The following is a 24,691-nucleotide window of genomic DNA, read 5'->3' on the forward strand; positions in this document are numbered from 1 at the left end:
TCCTCACTTTAAATATTCTGGTAATTTGCCATTTTCTATTTCTTTACGCAATAATAAATAATTATCATAGCGGCTTTTTGTTATTTTACCTTTTTTAATTAGTGCTTTTACCTCACATTTAGGCTCATTAAGATGTTGACAACCGCGGAACTTGCAATATTTACTTGCTTTTTTAAATTCAATGAAATAATTACGTAATTCATTGATTTTTATTGGAGTTAAATCAATTGCAGAAAACCCAGGCGTATCCGCAAGATAACCTTTACCTAAATGAAAAAGGTTCACAGTTCTAGTGGTGTGCTTGCCCCGATTTAAAGAATTTGAGATAACTCCAGTTTCTTGATTCAAGCCTTTTTTAAGTGAATTAATTAACGTTGATTTGCCTGCCCCAGATTGACCGGCTAATGTCCATATTTGTTCGGAACCAATATCATTAGGTAAATTACTGGCAACTTCTTTTTGACTATAATAGACCTTATAGCCAATTTCCTGATAATACTTCAAATTTGCTTCAATTTTAGCTAATTCCAGTCTGTTTGTTAAATCTCTTTTTGATAAAAAAATACTTACAGGAACGTTTTTCCAAGAAAAGAAAGTCAAAAAGCGATCTAATAATTGTAGCGAAAAGTCCGGTTGGACAGCAGACATTACGAGTAAAATCTGAGTAACATTAGCTAGGGCAGGACGACCAATCAGGTTTTTACGAGGCAAAACTGCAACCAAGTAACTTGTGCCCTGATCATCAATTTGTATTTTAACGTGATCACCAACAACAGGCTTTAAATTATTCTTACGGAAAACTCCTCTAGCACGTGTTCTTACAATATCAGTGCTTGTCTGAACATCATAAAAGCCCGCAATCAGACCAATGACAATTCCTTGATCTTCTTTAATCATTTTTGACCTTCTCGTTCAAAATAGTCTGCCCGTCGCGCACTACTTTTAGTTGACCTGGACCGTCTTTAAGTTCAAATGGAATTGAAAAATTCATATCCTTTTTAATATATAAATCCCGATAAATATTGTCAATTGAATGATTATCGTCTGAAATATAAATTTGAACATGATTGCCCCGTTTATCATCGGAATCATCGTCATCAGTATCTTCGTAACTAACTGTGAAGTTTTTGATTGCCGTCAGATTACGTTGTTTTTTGGGACCCTCAGAAACATTAACTGATATAGTGCTTCCATTTGGTACTTCTGTACCTGCTGCCGGACTCATGGAAATAATTTTACCCTTTTTAACTTTATTTGAGTATGCGGAACTGACTTGTAAAGTCAATCCATGTTTATGCGCAAATTCTTGCGCTGCTTTTAAAGAATAATCAGATAAATCCGGTAATTTAATCATATGAGCTTTTGCACGATGACTTTTTCCTTTAGATACGGTTAAAGTAATTGTTGTTTGCTCCGGCTTTACTTCAACATCAGCTGCAACGCTTTGAGAAATCACATGATTTGGTGGAACGCTAGAAGAAAACTGATTTTCACGAATTATTTCAAAGCCTAGTTTTTCGAGTTTTTGTACTGCAATGTCATATTCATCACCAGTTACATCAGGAACTCTTACCATGCCAGCTCCATCCGAAATATAAAGATCAATAAATCTGCCTCGTTTTATTTCTGCTCCTGCAGTGGGCGAGGTTTCAATTACTTTACCACGATCTATACTGTCAGAACTTCTGTGTCTTATTTTACCTACTTTCAATCCTACGTTTTCCAGTTTGTTTCTTGCTTTTTTTTCACTCATATTGGTAACATCTGGAATACGAACATCTTTATGATTATTACTGTTAAGAACAAAAAACATTAAACCAACAATTAAAACCGCAGCAATTCCTACAAAAAGCCACCACCATTTATGTTTACGCAAAGCCTGTGCAAAACTAGAACGATTTGCTTTAGATTCATTCAGCGGTCCGTTACTTTGAGTTTTGCCTTCTTCAGTTACCTTACTGCTATTTGGGCTAGACTTGAAACTAGGTAAAATAATTGTTTCATCATCATTATTCCCGTGTGTGGGCTTAAAAACCGGTTCATTTGCTCTACCTGGCTCTAAACTGCTATCAAGATCATCCTTCATTTCTTTAGCTGAATCATACCGATCTCGTGGATCTTTAGCAGTTGCTCTTAAAACAACATTTTCAAGTGCTTGTGGAATATTGGGATCTTGTTTTCTGATTGAAGGTATAGGCTCTTGTGCATGCTTTAAAGCAATTGAAACAGCTGAGTCTCCATTAAATGGCACATGACCAGTAATCAATTCATACAGAATTATCCCTAAAGAATAAATATCAGACTGTTTGGTAACGAGTCCACCCCTCGTTTGTTCTGGGGACATATAGTGAACGGAACCAATCGCTGAATTCGTTTGGGTAATTGAATTTTGATTTAAAGCCACAGCAATACCGAAGTCGGCAATTTTTATATTTCCATGTTTATCCATTAAAATATTTTGCGGCTTTAGATCTCTGTGAATAACGTTATGTTTATGAGCCAAAGACATTGCACTCAGTATTTGGTCCATAATGCGGATAATATCTCCTAAGTGCAATGGAGAATTTGCTCTAATATAGTCTTTTAAATCCGGCCCATCGACATATTCCATAACCATGTATGGTAAGCCATGATCAGTGCCAACATCTAAAACCATTACTATATTAGGGTGACTCAATTCGCTTGTTGCTAGTGCTTCTCTTTGAAAACGAGCTAAAGTTTGCGGTTCTTTTTGCAAATCAAGGCGTAAAATTTTAACCGCAACTTTTCGCTGGAGAATTATATCTTCAGCGAGATAAACATTGGCCATGCCGCCTTCACCCAATGTGTCGATTATGCGGTAACGATCACCTAGCAAATAGCCCTTATTTATCATTTATTGTCACCGCCTTCGTTTAGAATTAGGCAAGCGGTAATATTATCCTCACCACCTAAGCGATTAGCTTCATCAATTAACTTTTGACAGCGACTTTTCAAAGATAAATCTTTCGTGGCAAGAATTTGCTGAATCTGTGGGTCACTTAATGAATTTGTTAATCCATCGGTACAAAGCAAAATAATATCGTTATCATTTAAAGTGACCTGCTTAAACTCTGGATCAATTGTACTGGAAACTCCAAGTGACTGCGTAATAATATTTTTTTGAGGATGATTTCTGGCCTGTTGCTTCGTAATTTGTCCTAGTTTTACTAATTCATTAACAAGAGAATGATCTTCAACTAACTGAATAAATTTTCCTTCAGAATAACCATACGCCCTTGAATCCCCCAGATGGGCAATTAAAGCTTCGTTGTTAAAAATGGCAGCTAAAACAATAGTTGTTCCCATACCATTTAGGTCAGGAAAACGATCTGCGGTTCTGAGTATAGTTTCATTTTCATTACTGAGCTGGACGTTTAACCACTGGCGTGCACTGTCAGAATCATAAAAATCCGTACTGCCAAAATTATGACCTAAATGACTCACAGCCATAGTTGACGCTACATCGCCACCTTGGTGTCCACCCATACCATCGCAAACAATGGCCAACAAAGCGTTCTTTTTATTTTTGAAAACCTGGACAGAATCCTGATTGCTTTTGCGTATTCGTCCAATACTAGATGCAAATGCTGTTCTAATCAAAACTTTAACCTCGCATTTTAAACTTAGCAATAAAAAAACCGTCACTGCCATAACTATCAGGTAAAATTTTCAGCATCCCTTTTGTTGCTTTAAGCTTACCCGCAGTGAAAGGTTGTAATTCAAACTGAGTATGACTTTTTAAAAAAGCCTTAACAACGTCTTCATCTTCTTCTTGAGTAATAGTACAAGTAGAATAAACAAATTCGCCATCCCGATTTAACAATGTACTCACATGATCTAAAATATCCAATTGTACTTTTTGTGATTTGGTTAGATCGACTAATGTTTTAGTATAACGAATTTCTGGCTTTCTCCTAATAAGACCTAAACCAGAACATGGAGCATCCACCAAGATTTTGTCAAACTGCTCTTTTTTAAATGTTTGATCAGCTTTTCTGGCATCCATCGTTTTAACGTTTATTCTTGACTCCACATTCATTCTTTTACCATTTTGCATAACCAAACGCAATTTGTTTTTGTGAATATCTAGAGCAGTCACATGACCTTGTTTTAGCTTTTCAGCAATTTGAATAGTTTTTCCACCTGGTGCACTACAGGCATCAAGAACTTCTTCATTGCCAGAGAAAGTGAAAGCACTTACTGCCAAACTAGCAGCTTCGTCCTGAATTGTCAATTTCCCTTCTTTAAATAAAGAAGTTTTAAAAACTCCACCATGTGTTAAAACCAATTCATCTTCAGCAATTTGAGATTTGACAGGAGAAAATCCTAATTTAGTTAATTCCTCAATAACCAAATTGGAATCAGCCAGGCCGGAAATTCTAACAGTATTTTTAGCCGGTTTATTAATGCTGGACAAAATTGAGGCCGTTCTATTTTCACCCCAACTATTAATAAGATACTGAACAAGCCACTGGGGTGTACTTTCTTTAACACTTAAAAAATATACCTTGTCTTTAGCATCGGGCAAAATCTTGCCTCTTCTCAAGAAAGACCGCAAAATACCATTAACAATCTTAAATCCAGCAGAATGCTTTCTACCAAATTCCTTAGCCAAAATATTAGCTTCATTTAGGACGGCTCGATCTGGTATGCTGTTCATAAACAATATCTGATAGGCAGACATCAACAACAATGGCAACAGGTAATCTTCTTTAAGTTCAGTCTTTAATAAATCGTGAAACTGATACTCCAAATATATCTTTTCCTGAATAGTGCCATACACGATTCTTGTTGCCAAATTTTGGTCAGCCTGAGACAGCTTCGTTTTCTGCAAACTATTGCTAAAACTAATATTTGAATAAGAGCCATCACGAAATACTCGAATCAAGGTTGCAAGTGCTACCGAACGCGCACTTTTATGAACTGACAATCTTATCACCTTTACTGAAGTTTTTACCCTGACCGTTCAAAAAACTCTTAACTGGCATTTTCTTCTTTCCAGAAGGCTGAACTTCAAGTAAATTCAAAACGGTATGATTGGCAAAACTAATTGCAAATCGTTTTTTATTATCAACGACAACTCCAGCAGGAAATGTAGTCGTGTCGGCAGCAACTTCAGCTTGCCATATTTTAAATCTTTTACCATCAATGAGCAAATAAGCTCCTGGATCAGGATTAAGACCGCGAATTAAATTATTGGCTTCGGTTGCAGTCATATTTAATTTTATTTGTTCCTGTCCTTTGCTGATATTTGGTGAAAAAACCACTTTATTTTGATCTTGCGCTGTCTTTTTCTGCGGATCAGCAATAATTTGCGGTAAAGTTTGGAGTAACAAGTCACGTCCTAAAAGAGATAATTTTTCAAATAAAGTTCCTGCATTATCTTCTTTTTGAATATCTATTGCTTGCTGGGAATATATGTCACCTGCATCCATTTGCTTAACCATTTCCATAATGGTAACTCCGGTTTGTTTATCACCATTAATAAGAGCATATTGAATTGGCGCACCACCACGATATTTTGGTAATAAAGAGCCATGAACGTTAACAGCAGCAATTCTTGCCGATTGCAGAAATTTACTAGGCAAAAACTGACCATAAGCGGCAGTGATGATTAAATCGGCGTGCATTTTTATCAAAGTAGCCAAATCAGCAGACTTTCCCAAGTGCTCAGGCTGAAAAACTGGTAAATTCAGTTTCTTAGCTAAAAGCTTGACCGGAGTTTCAGTAACTTTTTGTTTTCGACCAACTTTTTTATCAGGTTGAGTAACCACAGCTTTTATTTCATAATCATTCTCTGAAAGAGCCTTTAAAATTGGTACAGCAAATTTAGGCGTTCCTAAAAAAATAATTGATGTCATTAAACATTTCCCCTTTACATTATGCGCTCTGGTTCATTATCAATATAAACAGATAAACCATATTTTTTAACCTTTTGCGCTGAGTCTTGAATTTGGTGTAATAACTTGTTTAAATTATCTTCTTTTTTATATTTTACCAGTATTTGATAATAATATTGATTTTTTAAGCGAGAAATTGCACTAGGGGTTGGACCTAAAACTATTGTTGACTGGTGTAGTTTTGGTTGTAACCATTTTTTAATTCTAAAAGCTTCTCTAGCAGCATTTTGCTCATTTCTGGCCGCAACAGAAACTAGCACAGTGTAAAAATAAGGCGGATAATTGCCAGCATGACGAACACGCATTTCATACTGATAAAATTGCTCATAGTCCTGAGTTTCAGCTAGTTTAATAGCATAATGATCAGGATTAAAAGTTTGAATAATTACCTCACCTTTCTTTTTAGCTCGACCAGCCCGTCCTGCTACTTGTGTTAACAACTCAAACGTCCTTTCAGAGGCGTTGTAATCTGGTAACCATAACCCCGTGTCAGCATTAACAACGCCTACTAAGGTTACATTGGGAAAATCCAGCCCTTTTGCAATCATTTGCGTACCTAACAAAATATCTGCTTCACGATTGCCAAAGGCATCTAAAATCCTTTTAAATGATCCTTTTCTTCGTGTAGTATCAACATCCATTCGCAGAATACGGCAGCCTGGTATTATTTTTTCAAGCTCTGTCATAACTTTTTGGGTGCCGGTACCCAAAAAGCGGATTTTTTTACTTTGACAATTTGGACATTTTTCAGGAATCGCAGTAGAAAAGCCACAATAGTGACACTGCATTTTGTTTGTATCTTTATGCATTGTTAAAGATAGATCACAATTTGGACATTTCATAACATAGCCACATTCACGACATAACATAAAGTTGGCAAAGCCTCTTCTATTTAACATTAAAATGACTTGTTCTTTTTTGGCAATCCTTTTCTTTATTGCCTCAACAAGTTGAATAGAAAGGTCAAATTGTCCACCACTAAAATGTGCTTTTTTCAAATCAATTAACTTAACATCTGGCAAACTTTGCTGGTTAGCACGATGTGGCAGTTGTAACAACTGGTATACACCTTTTTGTGCTCGAGCTCTGCTCCCTAGTGATGGTGTTGCGCTGCCTAACACAAGGGGACATGAATTATAGTTGCTGCGCCAAATTGCGACATCTCTGGCATGATAACGTGGATTATCTTCTTGTTTATAAGAAGATTCATGCTCTTCATCGATTACTATTAAACCAATATTTTTTAAAGGTGCGAAGACTGCGCTTCTTGCACCAACAACAACGCGTGCTTCGCCTCGGCGTATGCGACGCCATTCATCATACATTTCTCCTTCTGATAATCCACTGTGTAGAACTGCTACTTGCTGACCAAAGCGATTTTTCACTTGGCTTACCATTTGCGGAGTTAAGGATATTTCAGGAACCATCATTAATGCATTTTTTCCAGCCTCTAAAGTAGTACTTATAGCATTTAAGTATACTTCTGTCTTACCACTGCCAGTAACACCTTCTAATAAAAAAGTACGTGATTTTTTTTTGATGATTGCTGGTTCTATTTTAGCTAATGCATTCCTTTGTTCAGGGTTAAGTTTAATTTTTTTATCTGCTTTTTTCTCTTTATCATATATTGTTAGTGGATCACGATAAATTTCAGACGGTTTTTTTCTGAGCCAGCCCCTTTTGACAGCATTCGTTAATGAAACAGTGTTGAGACTTGCATTATTTTCGATTTCTCTCTGCATTTGGGGAAATTTATCGTAATTTTCAATTATATACATTATGAGCTGCTTTTGTTTAACAGCATTTTTTCTCAAAGATTCATATATATTTTTATATTCGTTTTTGTCATTTGTTAGTGAATATTCATTTTCAGTTTTGACCTGAGCCCGGTTTTCAACAACATATTCAATTTTGGCCGCATTTGTCCTTAACAACGTGCGAATTTCAGCTATTTGTTTATTATCATTAATCTTATTTAAATCTAACGGCTCTCCTTGAAAAATAGACATTTTTTTTGCTTCAGAAGATTTTGGTACTAAAATTTTACGATAATTAGCACGCATTACTCTAGGAAGCATTGTTTTAAGAATAGTAATTCGATAAGAATAGACATGATCAGCTAAATCTTTTGATAATTTAATTAATTCGGAGGTTAGAGGTGGCATTTCATCTACCACCAAAAGCAAGTCTTTTAATTTACCCTGATATTGACTTTTGTTACTCAAGCCAACAACGAAACCTTGTAATTTGCGCGGACCAAAAGGCACAAAAACCCTGGAACCAATTTCTACTTCACCTAACTCATCAGGAATATGATATTCAAAAATGCGATCCGTTTGCTTAGCTGCAACATCAACAATAACCTGTGCAATCATTTAATCACCCTTAAAAAATGACCTCCATCTTTCTTAGGATGGAGGTCATAAAACTTTATTAATTACTGATTAACCTCACGATGCTTGGGATCAACGGTAACTTTACCAGCTTCAATTTCTTCTAAAGCTTTGCCAACTGGCTTTTGTGATTTGTAATTTTTCAAGGCTTCAGGTTCACCGTCTTCAAGTTCGTGTGCTCTTTTCGCAGCAAGAACCGATAAAGAATATCTCGAATCAACCTGGGCCAGCAATTTATCTATAGATGGATATGTAACTCTCAATTTAATCCTCCTTAACCATTTTCCGATATGTATCAATGACACGTTTAACACTCACATGCTCAGCTTCAACAATCGCTTTTATATGATCGACTGCATTGGCTACTGTATCATTAACTACCGCATAATCATAATCCTGCATCACCAGAATTTCTTGACGAGCCTGTTTTATTCGACCCATAATTACATCCTCGGATTCAGTACCCCGGTTTTCTAACCTAGTATGTAAAGTATGTAAATCAGGCGGTGTTAAAAAGATGAAGACGCCATCAGGCATCTGTTTTCTAACCTTCTTGGCACCATTGACATCAATTTCTAAAAGCACGTCCTTACCTTCATCCAGCATTTTTTCCACTGGTGCCTTAGGAGTGCCATAAAAATTATTTACATATTGATTATACTCCAAAAGTTCATCTTGGCTGATAGCCTGCTTAAACCGCTCTTGAGTAACAAAATAATAGTCCTTGCCGTTTATTTCTCCAGGCCTGGGTTTTCTAGTAGTCATTGATACTGAATATTCAAACGGAAAAACTTTATTTTTCACAATTGCGCTTTTAACAGTACCCTTACCAACTCCTGAAGGGCCAGAAAGAACAAGTAACAAACCTTTTTCTGCCATGCCATACTCCCTTAAAAAAAGCTATTGTATCTAGTTTGCACTAAAATGAAAATATTTTCAAGTTATGACATTTTTAATAAAGCAAAATTCTCTTTAAAAATTTTGCTTAAATACTTGTTTTTTGGAACAAATGTTCTTATAATATAACTTGTCAAACAAATGTTCGGTTAACTCTAAGGGGTGGCTTGATGAAAAACTCACTTAAGAAAATTTATCACTATTTTTTCGATTATGATGAAGATAAATTAAGTATTTACAGTCAATACTACTATGAAATATTAGCTGATCTTAATAGCTCCCTGCTTCATCGCTCCTATGTATTGGTAAGTTATCAAGATGGAACGAGTGAAATCGGACAAGTCATAAAACGTATTTCTACAGGTTGTTTTATCTTACGTTTAGCAAATAAAAAACTAATTAAGATAGTTGATATTGATACTATATTTAGGATTGATTTTGCATAATCAATTGCATTATAAAAAAGCATTGCCGGGAATCTTCATGATTCCTGGCTTTTTAAATACAGTGTTTCACTTAATATTTTGAAGCCAGCTCTTTCATAAACATGAATAGCTGCTTTATTACTAACTTCAACATTTAAGGCAAAAACTTTGCTACCTTCTTTTTGCAAAATTATCATCATCATTTTGATGAAAAAAGTACCAAAGCCTTTTCCACGAAATGGCTTATCAATAAACAATCCGAAGAAATAGTCCTCATTTTCACCCTGATCCACAGCACAATAGCCGAGAACTTCAATCCCTTTTAATAAAATAAAGCTTTCTGTATTTTTATCCAACAGGGAATTTTTAATGTATTTAGTAGATGTGGCAATGGCATCTCCAAAAGCATTACTGTGTGCTGCAGCAACTTGATCAACATAGTTCATTGTTAAAGGCTTAACTACTAAAACTTGGTTTAATTTGTCAGTCTTTTCAATTAGTGCTGGTTCTGTAGTTCGCATGTAATAATCAGAATCTTCTGGAACAGTCTTTAAACCTACTTTTTTCAAAAAGCCTGGATTTTTTTCTAAAAAGACTTTTTCTGACACAAACTCCCATTTGTAATAACCATACTGCACCATAATTCTTTTCGCATGCTCAAACATTCTTGTAGCAATCCCTTGTCTGCGAAATTCAGGATCAACTTCTAAGTTGACTTCCACCTCTTCTTCAGGTCCCTCATCTGCATATAGCATGGTTAACCCAACTAACTTATTTCCATCATAAACCAAAATAAAAGTTGGCATATCTTGAAAATAATTAAATTGATTACTCAAATAAAAATCTGAATATGTTTTATCAGCTTTTTGGACTCTTTCTGTTAATTCATTCGCCTGCCTGTGTTCTTTTTCATTTAAGTTCACTTTTTCAACGATTATCATTTCTTCTTCCTTTTAAAACTTTTCATTAGGTCCTTGGCATTTTGTTTAGCTGCTTGTGTTACATCACTACCTGCCATCATTTCGGCAATTGCAGTAACAGTTTCTTCTTGAGTTAATGGTCCTATTTGGGTGTATGTAGCACCATCTTCAACTTTTTTGGCTACTAAATATTTTTGATCACTGGCAGCAGCAACCTGTGGTGAGTGTGTTATGGCGATTACTTGCTTATTCTCACCGATTGAATGTAATTTTTGACCTATTGCTGCAGAAACACGACCGGAAACACCAGTATCAATTTCATCAAAAATCATTGTTCCCACAGGTTCAACTTTGCTAAAGATTGCTTTTAATGCCAGTATCAGCCGTGACTGTTCACCACCTGATATAATTTTGACTAATGGCATTAATTCTTCACCCGGATTTGGTGCTATTAAGAAGACAATATCATCTGTACCTTTGTTAGTGAAAGTTTTTGTTGTCGAAAAATCAATACTAAAACGAGCTTTAGCCATATATAAATCTGCTAATTCCTGCTTGATTCTGCTTTCAAGTGTTGCGGCTACTTTTTTTCTCATCTCATGGAGGTGTTTTGCTTCAGTCTGGAGCTTTTCTTCCAGAGCTTTAAGCTGCTTTTGCAACTTCTCTTCATCGAGTCCACCTGTCTCATACTGACTCAGTTCTTTTTGAATTTTGGCATAAAATGTGAAGACATCTTCTAAAGAAGGACCATATTTTTTCTTCAATGAATTAAGCAAATCTAACCTGTTTGAAACGTACTGAAATCTTTCCTCATCAAAGTCCATTTCATCGAGTACGTTTGATAATTCGCTGCGGGCGTCACTTAATGCAAAAACTCCATCATCTATAGTTTTAGCAATATCTTTGAATTTTGCACCATATTCTGTTAACTCAGTTGCTGCACTTTGGGCATTACCCAATAAAGTTTCAATGCCATGGTCTTCATCGTCATATAATTGCATTAAATAGTTAGCTGTATCGACAATTTTTTGATAATTATTTAGTTCGTTATATTCTTCTTCTAGCTGATCGTCTTCATGAGGATCTTGCAGATCAGCTTTGGACAATTCATCATTCTGAAAAGATAATATATCTTGTTTTTGAGCCAGTTCCTGGGCATCTTTATGCAAATGATTAATTTGAGAAGTTAATTTTTGCCATTTTTGAAAATTTTCCTGGTAAAGATTAAGTTCATCTTTAAAATCGTCTGGCGCATAATTATCAACCAGATCAATTTGTCGATCTTGATCCATCAATATTTGCTGATCATTTTGACCATGAATATCAACTAGAAAATTACCTAGTTCCCTTAATACATTGATGGTGGTCAATTGCCCATTTATGCGAACAATATTTCTTCCCTTAGCAGCTAATTCACGGCTAATAATTAACTGCTTATCTGCATCAGGTATACCGTACTTATCACAGATTGCAGCAATTTTTTTAGATTCGTGGTCAATATCAAACAAGCCGGTAATAACAGCTTTTTTTTCACCACTGCGGATCATTTCTTTTTGACTGCGACCACCCATTAATAATGAAACTGCATCAATAATAATTGATTTACCGGCACCAGTTTCACCTATTAGTACAGTCATATTTTCTTGAAAGCGAACCTTCAATGCTTTAATAATTGCAAAATTTTTAATATCCAGTTCAACTAACATTTTTTTCTCCTAAAGATTGGCAACAGCTTGGGCAACTAATTCTTCTGGATTCCCAGACCACATTACTTTACCACCAGCTTTTTTATCTTTTTGTAAATGTATCAAAAACTCAATATTGCCTTTACCACCTTTTATTGGTGAATAATCAAGGCCGAGAACGTTGAAGCCAACAGCTTTTGCCTGATCAATGGTATGCCTAATAACGGCACAGTGGACTTCATGATCATGTACTATCCCATGTTTACCAACATGTTCCGGACCAGCTTCAAATTGAGGCTTTATCAGACAAACAGCCTCACATTTATCTTTTAAAATCTGAAACATTGGTGGCAAAATCAAATCTAAGGAAATAAAAGAAACGTCAGTCATTGCAAAATCAGGTAGACCATGAGTAAAATCTTCAGGTTTGCTGTAACGAAAATTCTGTTTTTCCATTACTACAACGCGAGGATCATCACGCAATTGCCATGCAAGCTGATTGTAGCCCACATCGAGGGCATACACCATCTTAGCCTTACTTTGTAAAGCGACATCAGTAAAACCTCCAGTAGAGGCACCGATGTCCAGACAAATTTTATTGGTCAAGTCGATTTGAAAAGATTTTAAGGCCTTAGCCAGTTTAAAGCCACCCCGTGATACATACTTTTTATCCGATTTTTTTACAAAAAACTTTTCATCAACCGGTAAATTAGTGCCACTTTTATCGATTCTCTGATGGTTATGATCCGAAACCAGACCTGCCATAATTGCCCGTTGAGCTTGGGTCCGGGAATTAAACATTCCTTGTTTGACTAATAATACATCTGCTCTTTCTTTGACCATTATAATACCTTTTTATATAAATCAAGAAATCCAGCCAAAACAGTTGCATTAATAGATTTTAAGCAATTTTGAGCATCATTCATTAAGTCAGTCAGCTCTTTACGACTTCTTGAAACACCAAGCAAAGTCAAAGTATTATTCTTGCCGCTCTCTAAATCCTTATGCGTTTTTTTACCAGCCTCTGCAGAAGTTTCGACCACATCTACTAAATCATCATAAATTTGATATGAACGTCCAAAATCTTCAGCAAACTGAATTAGCATCTTTTTTTGAGAAGAATCAGCGTTAGCATATTCAATTGCCATTTCAACACAGGCTTTGATTAAACAACCTGTTTTTAACCATTCCATTTTATTAATAAATGCAGAATCGTTTGCGACGCTATCATTATTGGTAGAATCAATGTCTAAATATTGTCCACCAACCATGCCGTTAGGACCAACAGCTCGAGTAATTATTTTAACTAATTTAGCTGAATTACTACCCTCAGAAATCCATTCAATGCCCATTGGTAACAAAGCATCTCCAGCAAGGATAGCTTCAGCCTCACCCCATTTTTTGTGACTCGTTAATTTTCCTCTCCGATAATTATCATTATCCATAGCCGGCAAGTCATCGTGAATTAATGAATAAGTGTGAATCAGCTCAATTCCACTTGCAATCCTGATTTCTTCGTCATTTATCTTAACTTCAAGTGCATCAAGCGTTGCTAGAAAAAGCAGGGGACGCAACCTTTTACCTCCAGCCATTACTGAATAAGACATAATCTGACTAATTTTACTGTCAGAAACTTCACTTTTTAAATGCTCTTTCAAATAGTTATCTACTATCGGAGTCCATTTTTCTTTGAATTCTTTAAAAGTCATTTCAAATCTTCTCTATTTTTCAGGTGCTGCAGCGTCATTAGGATCAAGTGTATGTTCAGTTCCATCACTATCAATCAATTTAGCAACTGTTTCTTCTGCTTCAGTTAATTTTTTATTTAAATCGTTACTTAATTTTTTTCCAGTTTTAAACTGCTCAAGTGCATCCTCTAAAGGAATATCGCCTTTTTCTAAGTTATTAACAATTGTTTGTAATTCAGTCAATTCCTCTTCAAAATTATTTTTCTTTATCGCCATTTTTTTCTCTCCTTATTGAACTGATAACTGCTGTTGCTATACCATCTTTAAATTTGATACTGATTTCATCTTTAACCGCAATTTGACTTACAGAATTGACCGTTTTATTCTTCTGGTCTTTAACATATGCATATCCTCTACGTAAAATTCTGTCGGGATCATAATCGTTAAGTTGTTGTTTTGCTTGACCTAAAGCGTTACGTTTTGCCTGTAAAAAATGTTCTGTATTAGCAACTAATCTTTGATCATAAAAATCTGTTTGTTGCAAAAAAGACTTGATTTTTTTATTAGGGCTGACTGTAACAAGACTTTGTTTAGCCAACTGGTAATTTTGCCTTTTGCGTTCCAGCTGCCGCACCATATCATTATGAAGTCTGTCTCGCAAAAGGTCTAAAGTTTGTGCTTGCTCATCATAAAGTCTTGCTGGCTCTCTCATGATAACTGAATTATCGATACGGTTTAAAACATCACGGCGGGCTCTAATAATATTTTGCATGCTGGAAACCAGACTGTTTTGTATTTGGCGAATATTTACCAATTCATCTGGTAAATTCGGAGTAGCATATTCAGCTGCTGCAGTTGGAGTCGCTGCTCTCACATCAGCAACTAAATCACATAGTGTAGTATCAGTTTCGTGACCCACCGAAGAAATGACCGGCATTTTCATATCAAAAACCTGTCGTACTACGCTTTCCTCATTAAAAGGCCATAAATCTTCAAGCGAGCCCCCACCTCGACCGATGATCATAACATCATATTTATCTTTAAATTGAGCTATTTGCCTCATTGATGCTATTAATGAATCAGCTGCAGAATCTCCCTGAACCTGAGCTGGAAATAAATCAACTTCAGCATGAGGAAATCTCCTGTTCACGGTTACTAAGATGTCATGAATTACTGCACCTGAAGCACTTGTCACAACAGCAATATAATCTGGATAATGAGGAAGCGGCTTTTTATATCTTTGATCAAAAAGTCCTTCACCAGCCAACTTTTTTTGCAGCTGCTTTAATTGTTCATATAATGCTCCTAATCCAGCAGGCTCCATCGATTCCGCATAAAACTGGTAGGAGCCCTGTGGGCCATAAACACTCACATAGCCAGTTACATATACTTTCATGCCTTCTTCAGGCTTAAATTTCACTTTATCAAAATACGATCGAAACATGACCACATTTATTTTTGATTTTTCATCTTTTAGTGAAAAATATTGGTGAGAATTGCGCCGATAACGAAAATTAGACAATTCACCTTGAAGAAAAACTTTATGTAAATAAGGATCGTTTTTAAATTTTTGAGTTATATAATAATTTAAATCAGAAACTGTAAGGTACTTACTGCTTTCCATTATTTCTCCTTGTTAACTGAACAACTTGTTCCATCAGGGATTCAACTGTAAGGGGACCAACTCCACCTGGAACAGGTGTAATGAAACTGGCAATCGCTACAACTTTAGCAAAATCCACATCGCCGACTATGTTGCCATTAACTCGACATATTCCTACATCAACAATGACTGCATTTTTTTTAATCATATTCGCCTTTATTAATTTAGGCTGGCCAGTTGCCGAAACTAATATATCAGCTCTCTTAGTATATTCAGCCAAATTTTTAGTCTTCAAATGTAGAATAGAAACAGTTGCATCTCTTTCAAGCATCAATGCAGCTAACGGTTTGCCCACAATGCTGCTTCTACCTATAATTACAGCATTCTTACCCTTTAAACTAATATGATAGTGATCTAGTAAAGCTAAAATACCATGTGCTGTCGCTGGTTCTACAAAATGATCTCCTTGCCACAAGCGTCCTATATTAGTTGGCGTCAGACAATCAACATCTTTTTCAGGGTCAATAGCTGCCAAGGCTTCATTTAAAATAATTTGTTTCGGCACCGGTAGTTGAATCATAATGCCGTTAACATTTTTGTCATGATTAAGTTTGTCAATAAGTTCTAATAATTCTTTCTGTGAAACAGTTGCAGGTAATTGGAACAATTTTTGTTCAATTCCTATTTGATCTGCACGTCTTTTTTTAGTTTTCAGGTAAATTTGGCTACTAGGGTCTTGACCAATATTAATTACGCAAAATAGTGGTTGTATTTTTGACTTTTTCAAATTTAATACTTGTTTTTGAAGAATGTCTGCACGAATATTAGCTAACTTTTTGCCATCTAAAAGTTGACCCATTTTCTTTTTCCTCTTCTAAAAAAATAGTCGGCCTAAAGCCGACTATAAGATATTTTAGATAAAGTTTGCTAACATGCCATTAATAAATGGCTTATCTTTAGGATCAGCAAACTCATCACATAAGTTCAAAGCTTCATTTACCGCAGCTTTTGGCTCAATTTCCTTACTATATTTAATTTCGTACAAAGCAACTTCCAAAATGGCCAACGAAATTTGATTAATACGGTTAATACGCCAGTTCTTTTTCAAATAGCTGGCGAGTTCACCCTTTAATTCATCCCGTTTTTCAATTACACCTTCAATTAATTCTTTTGAATAGGCGGAAAGTACCTTTAAATCAAGCATTGCGACAGTTTTAGCTTCAACTTCATTAGCTGTATATTTTAAGTCCTGATTAGACAGATAAACAGCTTGCATTGCGACTCTACGACTCTCGTGTTGATTCATTTTTACCCTTTTCATCTATGTCGGAAAATAGCTGAGAGGTTCCGCTGCCATCTTCATTATCATCATCTGGAAATTCAAGACCAGTAACATGCACGTTAATTTCACTAAGAGTTAAATCGGTCATCTGTAAAACCTGTTGCTTTAAAGTCTTTTGCAAATCCATTGCTATTTCAGGCACATTTTTTCCGGCTTCAATACTGACATAAACATCGGCAATCAAGTTATGCTCATCATCAATATTAACAGACACACCTCTGCCACGATCTTCTCTTCCTAAAACGCGGTTAATTCCGGACTTGACGTCACCGTGCATTTCGGCAACTCCATCTACTTTTTCGGCAGCAATGCCCATAATAACTTCAAGAACACTAGGATCAATTTCAATTTCTTCGCCGTTATTTTGATCATCTAAGACAATTTTTGAACTATCTGCCATTTTTTTACCTCGAAAAATTATTTATTTGCGCGAGATACGTATGTACCATCGACCGTATTAATTACTAAAACGTCTCCCTCATTAATAAAGAAAGGTACGTTTACTACCAGGCCTGTTTCCATAGTCGCAGGCTTTCCACCACCTGATGAAGTATCACCCTTAATATTAGGCTCCGTTTTGGCAACCGTCAATTCAACAGTATTCGGTAATTGAATTCCCAATGTTTTACCATCATGCATAATGACACTTACGTTCATATTTTCCTTCAAGAACTTGGCTTCATCTTTTACTTGTTCATTAGGAATTGCCAATTGATCATAGGTTGTTGTATCCATGAAAACGTAGCTGGAACCATCATTATATAAGTATTGCATAGCTTTGGTTTCAATTTCGGCAGTTTCTACCTTAGCAGTAGAACGGAAAGTATATTCTTGAACTGCTCCGGTATTTAAACTTTTTAACTTTGATCGAACAAATGCACTACCCTTGCCAGGCTTGACATGTTGAAATTCAACTATACGCCATAAATCATTATTATACTTGATAGTTAAGCCATTTTTAAATTCATTAACTGAAATCATTGTCATATTGAGTACCTCATCTCCATAATATTATCTTACCAATTAGTAAGCGATTTTACTATAATTATTATTTATCTTTTATAAAGAAATTAAGTTGTCTTTAGGTAAAGTAGATAATGTCTCAGGGGTTTGATTATGAATTAAAATGTCATCTTCAATTCTGACACCGCCTTTATTCGGTAAATAAATTCCGGGTTCAACTGTATGAACCATGTCATTTACTAGTTCTTGTTTGCCGAAAGGCAAAGCAGGTTGACATAATTCATGAATTTCTAAGCCGATGCCATGACCAATACCATGACCAAAATACTCTCCGTACCCTTGCTCTGTAATGTAACTTCTGGCTGCCCGATCAACATCGCTACCATGATTACCTGCAACTGCTGCTGCAATACCGCGTCTCTGTGCTTCATGAACAATTTCATAAATTTTGTGCATTTCCTGGTCAACTTTGCCGACAGCAACAGTTCTGGTAATATCAGCAGCATAACCATGGTAAAACGCACCAAAATCAATCACAACCATATCACCATCTTCAATCATTTTGTCGCTGGCAACACCGTGAGCCCATGCAGAACGCACCCCAGAGGCAATAATGGTATCAAAGCTAGGACCATCACCGCCATTAATTTTAAAATAGTAATCTAATTTTGCTCCGATTTTTCGTTCAACAGCACCTGGCTTTATCAGAGGCAATATTTCATTAAAGCTATCCATTGAGATGTTAATTGCCGTACGCAAAGTTTCTAATTCAAGTGCGTCTTTGACATTACGAACTTGTTCAACTAATTCTTCGCATATTTCGAAATCGATGCCGGAATTTAATCTTTGCAAGTTTGCAAACTCAACTGCAGAAACGAATTCGCCTTCGACTAAAACTTTTTTTAAATTTGCCTGTTGTAATTGTTTAGTAATTTCAAGGTCTTGACCCTCTTTTTTCATGACCACTTTAATTTCCCCTGGAGCCTCTGCTTTGATCTGGTCATCAAAACGTGAGTCGGAAAGTAAAATTCGATCTCCTTTTGAAGTTAAAATCAATTGAGCTTCTTCACCAGTAAAATTGGTCAGGTAACGATAATTAGCTTGATTAAAAATTAACAGTCCATCGGCATTGCGTTCTTTAATTAGTTCAGTAACCTTATTTATTCGCCGGTTAAGCAGCGTTAATAGTTCATCCTTTTCAGTCATACCCATAATCTCCTGTATATCAATCTTTACCTTAATTTTAACCCTAAAAAGAGAGATATTACTAACTTATCCTTTATCAAATTAAAACAGAAAAAAGACGAGAAGCATATGCTTTTCGTCTTCTTGTTTAAGAACTAAATTACTTAGCTTCTTCTTCAACCGGAATAACAGAAACTTGCTTTCTGTATTTATCTTTCCGCTCAAACTTAACTACTCCATTTACTAAGGCAAATAAAGTATCGTCTCCACCTTGACCTACGTTTTTACCAGGGTGAATCTTTGTACCACGTTGACGATAAATAATTGAACCAGCATGAATGGTTTGACCATCTGCAGCTTTAGCGCCTAAACGACGACCAGCTGAATTACGGCCGTTAGCAGTAGAACCTCCACCCTTGTGGTGGGCTAATAATTTAAGATTTAAAATATTCATCATTATTTCACCTCTAGTTTAATTCAATTTTTTCAACTGTAACCTTAGTATAAGGTTGACGGTGACCATATTTTGAATGTGAGTGCTTCTTAGGTTTGTACTTGAAAGTAACCACTTTCTTTTCCTTACCTTGCTTTTCAACTTTAGCAACAACTTTAGCACCTTTAACTAACGGTGTACCAACTTTAACATCTTTGCCATCCGAAGTCAGAACTACTTCATCAAAAGTAACTTCTTTTCCTTCTTCAGCATCAAGCTTTTCAACAAAAACACTATCGCCTTCAGCAACTTTATATTGCTTGCCACCGGTCTTAATAATTGCGTACATTTACTACCCTCCAAAATTTACTTAGACTCGCCAATCGAGGTGCTCTGTAAAAGACTTATTACCCCGAAATGTGCGGTTGCAGATGTGGAGGAATCCACAAATACAACTACTACATAATACCACTCTTAAGTCCAATTGGCAATAAAAAATGCCCTTTTTACTATACCGTTTAGTATTAAATTTGCCACTTGCCACCGTGTACTTTAGCAATGTTTTCTGTGACAATAAATGCTTCACTGTCAATTTCGCGGGCTTTGGCAACTAATTGACCATATTCATTAGTATCAACAATTATTACTAACTGTTGCTTGTCCTGGTCACTGTATCCACCTACAACGTTATAAACAGTCAAGCCATCGTAATCCTGCTGAAGCATCTGCCTAATTTTATCTAATTTATCGTTACTCATTATGCGGACTTGGTATTTTTTGTCAAAACCAGTCTCAGTATAACGCATAGTAATTGTAGTAATGACCTGAGAAAAAGCCGCCAGTAAAAAAGCTTCAGTGCCATCAACAAAAATATTTAGCACAATGACCGACATATCAATGACCATTAGCGATATAGCAGGATCAACATAAAAATATTTTTTTATAATTAGTGGGGGAATTGTAGTTCCTCCAGATGAAGCGTTAATTCGGTAGAGCATTGTAACACCAATACCCATTAAAACCCCGCCATAAATTACCGCCAGCATGTTATTTGAGGTTAATTTAAAGCTGGGGGTTATTGCCATTAAAACAGGTACTAAAAGGCTACCCAGAGCAACTTTTTTCAAAGTTTGCCTGCCTAAAAATATGGCAGCTAAAATTAACATTAAGCCGTTTACTACAAATACCGAAACTGACCGGTTAATTCCCCAAACGGCTTCAATCAATATTGAGATCCCTGTGGAGCCACCAGCAGCAACATTTATTGGAGCATAAAAAAAGTTAACAGAAATTGTAATTATTTCCAAACCAGCTAAGAAAAAGAGCCAGTATTGCCACGTGTGAGTTTGCTTTTGTGTGTCCATCTCATCTTCCTTCCATAAAATTGTTATTTTATATTTTACAGGAAAATAGCTAGATTATGCAAGAAATACGGGGTTTGTTAAGCTTAATTATTTCCAAAAGAGCACGGATCAGAAAATAAAAGGATATTATCTTAAATTATTAAGAAATTATAAATTTTATTGATCAGCAAGTTGGTATCTAATCGTCTGATTGCCTTCATATGCTGGTAAACCTTTTTCAGCGCGGTATAATGCCCGCTCAAACGCTTGATAGCCTTTACTAGAACTGACGGCAAATTTGATGTGATATTTGCTAGCAAACTCACTGATATTCCAGGTACTGTCATGAGCTGCAAAAGCCGTAACCAAGATCACGATGTCTAAATCTTTAATTTGGTTTTCAATAACTTTTTTTCTGCCTTGAAAAGCATCAACAGGAATTGGAATTCCATTATACCTGTTAACTATTCCTTCTAGCATAGCCTCATTTTGGTTATTACCAATCGCAATTCCGACTCTTTGATAATGTAGGTCCATCGCAAGTTTAGGTAAATCATCTTTCTTTGATTCAGCAGTACTTTTTTTCTTTTTGGTGCCAATAGTTTGCTGGGGCTGGTTAATTTGATAAACCCAGCGAATTTGAATAGCTTCAGCGGGGTTCTTTCTCAAGCGCACATCCCCATCGTACCAAGCTAAATCTACAATTGAACCATCAACTAGCTTAATATTTTCATCCCAGTATTTACTTGAATCTACTGATAAAAGAACTGCTTTACCATGAACTCGCAATTTCTTGCCCTGAGCATTATGTGAAATGGCCAAGTGTCCAGGTCGTCCTTGAACTACCGCATATTTGAATGTTGAAATGGAATCAACTTCCATACTAGGAAGTTCACGAAAGCCAACAATCCTTAAAATGGTCGCTTCATAGTGAGAATTTTTTTCTTCTGGCACAGCTTCGACAATATCTCCACTTTTCAAATTCAAGGAATGGATCTGCGATTCTTTTAACGTATAAACGGTCCTATTACTATCATTAATCAAATCACAGCCTGACAATAAGCGAACCACTGTATATCGCTTTCCTTTGCGGTAATCTCTAGTAGGTCTTTTAGGTGTGGCGACTGCTTGCTCAAATACTTTTTTATTGATTAAATCTTTAGAAACCTCAATTGACTTAATTGCTTCTTTTAAAGCAACTAAATTTTGACGGTATTCTTTATTGATACCTTGGGCAAGCGTTAATTTTTGTGCAGCCGAAAGTGCTGTATTTTTAGCTGAAATGTTTGCGGGATTAGTAATTAGCTGCGTTAGACTTGTTAGTAATAAATTAAGCTGCTGTAAATCAACTTCAATGGTATTTTTAGCTTTGCCAGTTGAATTTTTTTGATCTGCATTATCAGTCATGCCCAGGATTAGTTTTATTGCTGCCAAACCATTCTTGAGGCTCTTCTCATCTCCACCAGTCTGATTAAGAATCCTTTTTAAATTATTGCGATAATCGAACATATTTTTACCTGTCTTTTTGTTATTTACTTAAGTATAGCAAATGCAAAAAAGCCTAGCTCAATGCCAGGCTTAAAGTCAGAAATTAGAAAGCTCCACCACCGGAACCCCCACCGAAGCCACCGGATGAGCCGCTGGAAAAGCTGCTTGAGCCGGTAGATATACTGTCGTTAAAACAAGAATCAAAGTTAGCAGAAAAGCTATCTTTGCCGGTATTAGAAACAAAACCATAGTAAAAGTAATCACTACGAGCCAGTTCTTCTTGACTGAATTCTATTTTCAGTTCTTTCATTACTTTATTGGCTAGACCAAAAGCTACGGCATAAGGCATGATATCTTCCCACAAAATGAGGTCGCCAACATCCTTCATCTTAAACTTACCGATATCTTTTAGCATTTTCTTGAAACCACGTATCTTTTCGGTTTCAATCTTTCCTTTTTCAGAATAAATACCGGTACGTTTGACATTAAAAATCAGCGCCAGTAAATTCAAAATTAGGATAAAAGCTTCGCCAAAAACTATCACTAAAATAAACTTAAGTGAGCTCATTAGAGCTACTACAGAAGCAGCAAAACTGATGACCATCATTAAAATTATAATGGCAGAATTTCTATTTTTACGGTTTATTAACGAATCGGGCAAATACACTTGCTTTTCCTTGCTGTCAAAATAATCTCCTGCCCAAAAATCAAAGTCGCTTCCTAGTTTTTTACCATGATATTTTTTTAGGGCCTGGGTCGTAAAACTAGTTCCGTCCCCAATTTTGTTAAAAAGAGTTTTCATTAAACGGCTCTCGTCAACTATGCTTTCGTCTATCGCAGTTATCCGATAATAAGTTTTAAGATGGGCTTTATAATCTTCAATCTCAATTTTTTTCCGTGCTGCCAGTTCCATCAAATAGGCAGTAAACGCGCGATTATCCGGTTGCTTTGCAGTATCCAAAATTTGAGCTAATATTGGATCCACGTCAGGTATTTCATAGTTATGAGCTAATTCACGACTCTTGCGGGGAATGAAACCAATTTTTTTGGCTCTAAAACCCTTAATGATGCCTAAAAGTCCTGCAATTAAGCTCAAAGCAATTAGCAAAAGACTCCTTTTTGCCCTTTTTTGTTGATTTAATAAAGTATACTGTGCTAATTTTTTCTCTTGTTTTATCACTGCTTGGCGGTGATTCTTATTTTTGACGTTTTGATTATTGGCAGTGATTTTAGGAGGAAAAATAGTATGCACTTCAATCCCGGTATCACCAGCAAGATTTTCAGCTGTCATGATTATTTTTCCTTTTTGAGGATTAACTTGCAGATGACCATCAAGTGGTCCGTGGGCCCATGCTTTTAAACCTTTCACCGGTCCTGGAAAAATCACGCTTGCTTTAACATAGTCTAAGTCAGTGTCCCAACCGTCGCCAATAATTTTAAAATTAAGTTCGGCTACATCACGGTAGTTGGTAATGGCATTAGTGATACGGTAAAAATAAGTAACAGTAAAGCGACTATTACTCTTTATATTGTGAAATACTTTAAAACGGTAGCCCTTTTTATTTCTTTTAAGATCATAATCATCAGTTTTGCGGCCCTTGTCGTTGCCATCTGCCACTTTTACTGACGCATCAGCGATTTTCTGATTCGATTGCAGATTTTGGCGATAAAAAACTCCATGTGCAGAACTGTTGAATTTATACGTAATTGCCCTTTTCATCGTCAACGAGCCGTCTGAATTAACTTTAGCTGTAGTAATGTTTTTAGCAATATCATAATCAACATCGGCTTTTACTTCTTGTCCAGAAACAAAACAAAATAATAGAATTCCCAAAAGAGATACAAGTTTTAGAATTTTATGTTTCATATTTTTCCTATCTTTCGTTCTTCACTTTTCTTTATTATACAGATTATGAAATACAATTAACAAATCAATTTTCACTCCCTTAACTTTGCCACCTATTTTGCTTTAAAAATAAGTTGGACAAAAAAGAAATTTCCGGTTGCAATTACAAAAACTTTTCTCTATAATAGTTAATGTTCTTGCGCGAGAATACGCAAAACTGTCGGTCTGGTAGCTCAGCTGGATAGAGCAACGGTCTTCTAAACCGTGGGTCGTGGGTTCGAATCTCACCCGGATCATAAAATCAAGCCTGTAAGCATTCGTCTTACAGGCTTTTTACATTCCTCAAGTATCTAAAAATGCATCCAATTTGCTTTACAATCAAAGAGCAAGATCTTAAGCATCATAGCCGGGTGATAAGCAGGTCGCCCAGTTTTGGCAATATCACTCATTAAACTTCTTCTGGGATCGAGTCAACGAACCAACCAATCACGGTCGCTAAGTGATTATTAGGAATAGTAAAGTCTAAATTAAGTGTTAAAGCAGTTTGGCCTGTGATATA

At 36.0% G+C, this 24,691-nt stretch carries 25 protein-coding genes, 1 tRNA gene, 1 pseudogene and 1 other annotated feature; of the genes and pseudogenes, 2 read left to right on the forward strand and 25 right to left on the reverse strand.

The window, feature by feature from the left end; all coding sequences use genetic code 11:
- Positions 1-3: 3 nt before the first annotated feature.
- From rsgA to gmk, 8 genes are all read right to left on the reverse strand, one after another.
- The gene (gene rsgA, locus ACZ2M0_RS06905) at positions 4-894 is read right to left on the reverse strand and encodes a ribosome small subunit-dependent GTPase A (protein WP_370466779.1); all 891 of its coding nucleotides are present in this window, start codon (positions 892-894) and stop codon (positions 4-6) included.
- Positions 890-2,875: a Stk1 family PASTA domain-containing Ser/Thr kinase gene (pknB, locus tag ACZ2M0_RS06910; protein ID WP_198178958.1), complete on the reverse strand. Its 1,986-nt coding sequence runs from the start codon at positions 2,873-2,875 to the stop codon at positions 890-892. Before pknB ends, rsgA begins: the two co-directional genes overlap by 5 nt.
- Positions 2,872-3,621, reverse strand: coding sequence for a Stp1/IreP family PP2C-type Ser/Thr phosphatase (locus ACZ2M0_RS06915; RefSeq protein ID WP_198178956.1), 750 nt, complete (start codon positions 3,619-3,621; stop codon positions 2,872-2,874). Before ACZ2M0_RS06915 ends, pknB begins: the two co-directional genes overlap by 4 nt.
- A gap of 4 nt (positions 3,622-3,625) precedes the next feature.
- Entirely contained in the window at positions 3,626-4,951 is a 1,326-nt protein-coding gene (rsmB, locus tag ACZ2M0_RS06920; protein WP_490058957.1) for a 16S rRNA (cytosine(967)-C(5))-methyltransferase RsmB, read from the reverse strand.
- Positions 4,938-5,882, reverse strand: coding sequence for a methionyl-tRNA formyltransferase (fmt, locus tag ACZ2M0_RS06925; RefSeq protein ID WP_198178952.1), 945 nt, complete (start codon positions 5,880-5,882; stop codon positions 4,938-4,940). The genes rsmB and fmt overlap by 14 nt, the downstream gene beginning before the upstream one ends.
- Positions 5,883-5,896: 14 nt before the next feature.
- Positions 5,897-8,296 (reverse strand): primosomal protein N', encoded by a 2,400-nt coding sequence (gene priA / locus ACZ2M0_RS06930; protein ID WP_198178950.1) that lies wholly within the window; start codon positions 8,294-8,296, stop codon positions 5,897-5,899.
- 62 nt (positions 8,297-8,358) lie between these two features.
- Positions 8,359-8,577: a DNA-directed RNA polymerase subunit omega gene (gene rpoZ / locus ACZ2M0_RS06935; protein WP_046332276.1), complete on the reverse strand. Its 219-nt coding sequence runs from the start codon at positions 8,575-8,577 to the stop codon at positions 8,359-8,361.
- A 1-nt stretch (position 8,578) separates the two neighbouring features.
- A complete protein-coding gene (gene gmk, locus ACZ2M0_RS06940) occupies positions 8,579-9,193 on the reverse strand; it encodes a guanylate kinase (RefSeq protein WP_198178948.1) in 615 nt (204 codons plus the stop codon).
- Positions 9,194-9,381: 188 nt separating this feature from the next.
- Between gmk and ACZ2M0_RS06945 the strand changes: the two genes are divergently transcribed.
- Positions 9,382-9,657, forward strand: coding sequence for a hypothetical protein (locus tag ACZ2M0_RS06945; RefSeq protein WP_490058958.1), 276 nt, complete (start codon positions 9,382-9,384; stop codon positions 9,655-9,657).
- Positions 9,658-9,692: 35 nt separating this feature from the next.
- Here the strand turns inward: ACZ2M0_RS06945 and ACZ2M0_RS06950 are convergent, their stop codons facing one another.
- From ACZ2M0_RS06950 to ACZ2M0_RS07025, 16 genes are all read right to left on the reverse strand, one after another.
- Positions 9,693-10,577 (reverse strand): GNAT family N-acetyltransferase, encoded by an 885-nt coding sequence (locus tag ACZ2M0_RS06950; protein WP_490058959.1) that lies wholly within the window; start codon positions 10,575-10,577, stop codon positions 9,693-9,695.
- Positions 10,574-12,262 (reverse strand): DNA repair protein RecN, encoded by a 1,689-nt coding sequence (recN, locus tag ACZ2M0_RS06955; RefSeq protein ID WP_490058960.1) that lies wholly within the window; start codon positions 12,260-12,262, stop codon positions 10,574-10,576. The genes ACZ2M0_RS06950 and recN overlap by 4 nt, the downstream gene beginning before the upstream one ends.
- Before the next feature lie 9 nt (positions 12,263-12,271).
- Positions 12,272-13,084, reverse strand: a complete 813-nt coding sequence (locus ACZ2M0_RS06960) for a TlyA family RNA methyltransferase (protein ID WP_338206386.1) — start codon at positions 13,082-13,084, stop codon at positions 12,272-12,274.
- Positions 13,084-13,950, reverse strand: a complete 867-nt coding sequence (locus ACZ2M0_RS06965; RefSeq protein WP_490058961.1) for a polyprenyl synthetase family protein — start codon at positions 13,948-13,950, stop codon at positions 13,084-13,086. Before ACZ2M0_RS06965 ends, ACZ2M0_RS06960 begins: the two co-directional genes overlap by 1 nt.
- A gap of 12 nt (positions 13,951-13,962) precedes the next feature.
- Positions 13,963-14,205, reverse strand: a complete 243-nt coding sequence (locus ACZ2M0_RS06970; protein ID WP_198178936.1) for an exodeoxyribonuclease VII small subunit — start codon at positions 14,203-14,205, stop codon at positions 13,963-13,965.
- A complete protein-coding gene (xseA, locus tag ACZ2M0_RS06975; RefSeq protein ID WP_338206385.1) occupies positions 14,186-15,553 on the reverse strand; it encodes an exodeoxyribonuclease VII large subunit in 1,368 nt (455 codons plus the stop codon). Before xseA ends, ACZ2M0_RS06970 begins: the two co-directional genes overlap by 20 nt.
- A complete protein-coding gene (locus tag ACZ2M0_RS06980; protein WP_265892477.1) occupies positions 15,540-16,391 on the reverse strand; it encodes a bifunctional 5,10-methylenetetrahydrofolate dehydrogenase/5,10-methenyltetrahydrofolate cyclohydrolase in 852 nt (283 codons plus the stop codon). Before ACZ2M0_RS06980 ends, xseA begins: the two co-directional genes overlap by 14 nt.
- Positions 16,392-16,445: 54 nt before the next feature.
- Positions 16,446-16,838, reverse strand: a complete 393-nt coding sequence (nusB, locus tag ACZ2M0_RS06985) for a transcription antitermination factor NusB (RefSeq protein ID WP_046332286.1) — start codon at positions 16,836-16,838, stop codon at positions 16,446-16,448.
- Positions 16,816-17,274: an Asp23/Gls24 family envelope stress response protein gene (locus ACZ2M0_RS06990; RefSeq protein ID WP_045928272.1), complete on the reverse strand. Its 459-nt coding sequence runs from the start codon at positions 17,272-17,274 to the stop codon at positions 16,816-16,818. The genes nusB and ACZ2M0_RS06990 overlap by 23 nt, the downstream gene beginning before the upstream one ends.
- Positions 17,275-17,291: 17 nt before the next feature.
- Positions 17,292-17,861: an elongation factor P gene (efp, locus tag ACZ2M0_RS06995; RefSeq protein WP_198178930.1), complete on the reverse strand. Its 570-nt coding sequence runs from the start codon at positions 17,859-17,861 to the stop codon at positions 17,292-17,294.
- 72 nt (positions 17,862-17,933) lie between these two features.
- Complete coding sequence (locus ACZ2M0_RS07000) at positions 17,934-19,043, reverse strand: M24 family metallopeptidase (RefSeq protein ID WP_490058962.1); 1,110 nt, start codon at positions 19,041-19,043, stop codon at positions 17,934-17,936.
- A gap of 139 nt (positions 19,044-19,182) precedes the next feature.
- A complete protein-coding gene (rpmA, locus tag ACZ2M0_RS07005; RefSeq protein WP_327059488.1) occupies positions 19,183-19,482 on the reverse strand; it encodes a 50S ribosomal protein L27 in 300 nt (99 codons plus the stop codon).
- Positions 19,483-19,489: 7 nt separating this feature from the next.
- A complete protein-coding gene (gene rplU / locus ACZ2M0_RS07010; protein ID WP_034981345.1) occupies positions 19,490-19,804 on the reverse strand; it encodes a 50S ribosomal protein L21 in 315 nt (104 codons plus the stop codon).
- A gap of 13 nt (positions 19,805-19,817) precedes the next feature.
- Positions 19,818-19,892, reverse strand: a sequence feature (ribosomal protein L21 leader region).
- An 87-nt stretch (positions 19,893-19,979) separates the two neighbouring features.
- A complete protein-coding gene (locus ACZ2M0_RS07015; protein WP_198178926.1) occupies positions 19,980-20,819 on the reverse strand; it encodes a YitT family protein in 840 nt (279 codons plus the stop codon).
- Between the two features lie 156 nt (positions 20,820-20,975).
- Positions 20,976-22,307, reverse strand: a complete 1,332-nt coding sequence (locus ACZ2M0_RS07020) for a DUF2325 domain-containing protein (RefSeq protein WP_490058963.1) — start codon at positions 22,305-22,307, stop codon at positions 20,976-20,978.
- 82 nt (positions 22,308-22,389) lie between these two features.
- Positions 22,390-24,153 (reverse strand): DUF2207 family protein, encoded by a 1,764-nt coding sequence (locus ACZ2M0_RS07025; RefSeq protein WP_490058964.1) that lies wholly within the window; start codon positions 24,151-24,153, stop codon positions 22,390-22,392.
- Positions 24,154-24,354: 201 nt separating this feature from the next.
- Here ACZ2M0_RS07025 and ACZ2M0_RS07030 point away from each other — a divergent pair.
- A tRNA-Arg gene (locus tag ACZ2M0_RS07030) sits at positions 24,355-24,428 on the forward strand.
- Positions 24,429-24,512: 84 nt separating this feature from the next.
- Here ACZ2M0_RS07030 and ACZ2M0_RS07035 read toward each other — a convergent pair.
- Positions 24,513-24,691, reverse strand: a pseudogene (locus ACZ2M0_RS07035) (transposase); the annotation flags it as partial.

The organism is Lactobacillus sp. VURO6/B1 (VP7) (assembly GCF_058139575.1).

What these genes read in the sequence shown, in the direction of transcription:
- pknB (WP_198178958.1), bottom strand. Translation starts at nt 2,875, where the DNA reads ATGATAAATAAGGGCTATTTGCTAGGTGATCGTTACCGCATAATCGAC.
- fmt (WP_198178952.1), bottom strand. Translation starts at nt 5,882, where the DNA reads ATGACATCAATTATTTTTTTAGGAACGCCTAAATTTGCTGTACCAATT.
- priA (WP_198178950.1), bottom strand. Translation starts at nt 8,296, where the DNA reads ATGATTGCACAGGTTATTGTTGATGTTGCAGCTAAGCAAACGGATCGC.
- gmk (WP_198178948.1), bottom strand. Translation starts at nt 9,193, where the DNA reads ATGGCAGAAAAAGGTTTGTTACTTGTTCTTTCTGGCCCTTCAGGAGTT.
- ACZ2M0_RS06945 (WP_490058958.1), top strand. Translation starts at nt 9,382, where the DNA reads ATGAAAAACTCACTTAAGAAAATTTATCACTATTTTTTCGATTATGAT.
- ACZ2M0_RS06950 (WP_490058959.1), bottom strand. Translation starts at nt 10,577, where the DNA reads ATGATAATCGTTGAAAAAGTGAACTTAAATGAAAAAGAACACAGGCAG.
- recN (WP_490058960.1), bottom strand. Translation starts at nt 12,262, where the DNA reads ATGTTAGTTGAACTGGATATTAAAAATTTTGCAATTATTAAAGCATTG.
- ACZ2M0_RS06960 (WP_338206386.1), bottom strand. Translation starts at nt 13,084, where the DNA reads ATGGTCAAAGAAAGAGCAGATGTATTATTAGTCAAACAAGGAATGTTT.
- ACZ2M0_RS06965 (WP_490058961.1), bottom strand. Translation starts at nt 13,950, where the DNA reads ATGACTTTTAAAGAATTCAAAGAAAAATGGACTCCGATAGTAGATAAC.
- ACZ2M0_RS06970 (WP_198178936.1), bottom strand. Translation starts at nt 14,205, where the DNA reads ATGGCGATAAAGAAAAATAATTTTGAAGAGGAATTGACTGAATTACAA.
- xseA (WP_338206385.1), bottom strand. Translation starts at nt 15,553, where the DNA reads ATGGAAAGCAGTAAGTACCTTACAGTTTCTGATTTAAATTATTATATA.
- ACZ2M0_RS06980 (WP_265892477.1), bottom strand. Translation starts at nt 16,391, where the DNA reads ATGGGTCAACTTTTAGATGGCAAAAAGTTAGCTAATATTCGTGCAGAC.
- nusB (WP_046332286.1), bottom strand. Translation starts at nt 16,838, where the DNA reads ATGAATCAACACGAGAGTCGTAGAGTCGCAATGCAAGCTGTTTATCTG.
- ACZ2M0_RS06990 (WP_045928272.1), bottom strand. Translation starts at nt 17,274, where the DNA reads ATGGCAGATAGTTCAAAAATTGTCTTAGATGATCAAAATAACGGCGAA.
- efp (WP_198178930.1), bottom strand. Translation starts at nt 17,861, where the DNA reads ATGACAATGATTTCAGTTAATGAATTTAAAAATGGCTTAACTATCAAG.
- ACZ2M0_RS07000 (WP_490058962.1), bottom strand. Translation starts at nt 19,043, where the DNA reads ATGACTGAAAAGGATGAACTATTAACGCTGCTTAACCGGCGAATAAAT.
- rplU (WP_034981345.1), bottom strand. Translation starts at nt 19,804, where the DNA reads ATGTACGCAATTATTAAGACCGGTGGCAAGCAATATAAAGTTGCTGAA.
- ACZ2M0_RS07015 (WP_198178926.1), bottom strand. Translation starts at nt 20,819, where the DNA reads ATGGACACACAAAAGCAAACTCACACGTGGCAATACTGGCTCTTTTTC.
- ACZ2M0_RS07020 (WP_490058963.1), bottom strand. Translation starts at nt 22,307, where the DNA reads ATGTTCGATTATCGCAATAATTTAAAAAGGATTCTTAATCAGACTGGT.
- ACZ2M0_RS07025 (WP_490058964.1), bottom strand. Translation starts at nt 24,153, where the DNA reads ATGAAACATAAAATTCTAAAACTTGTATCTCTTTTGGGAATTCTATTA.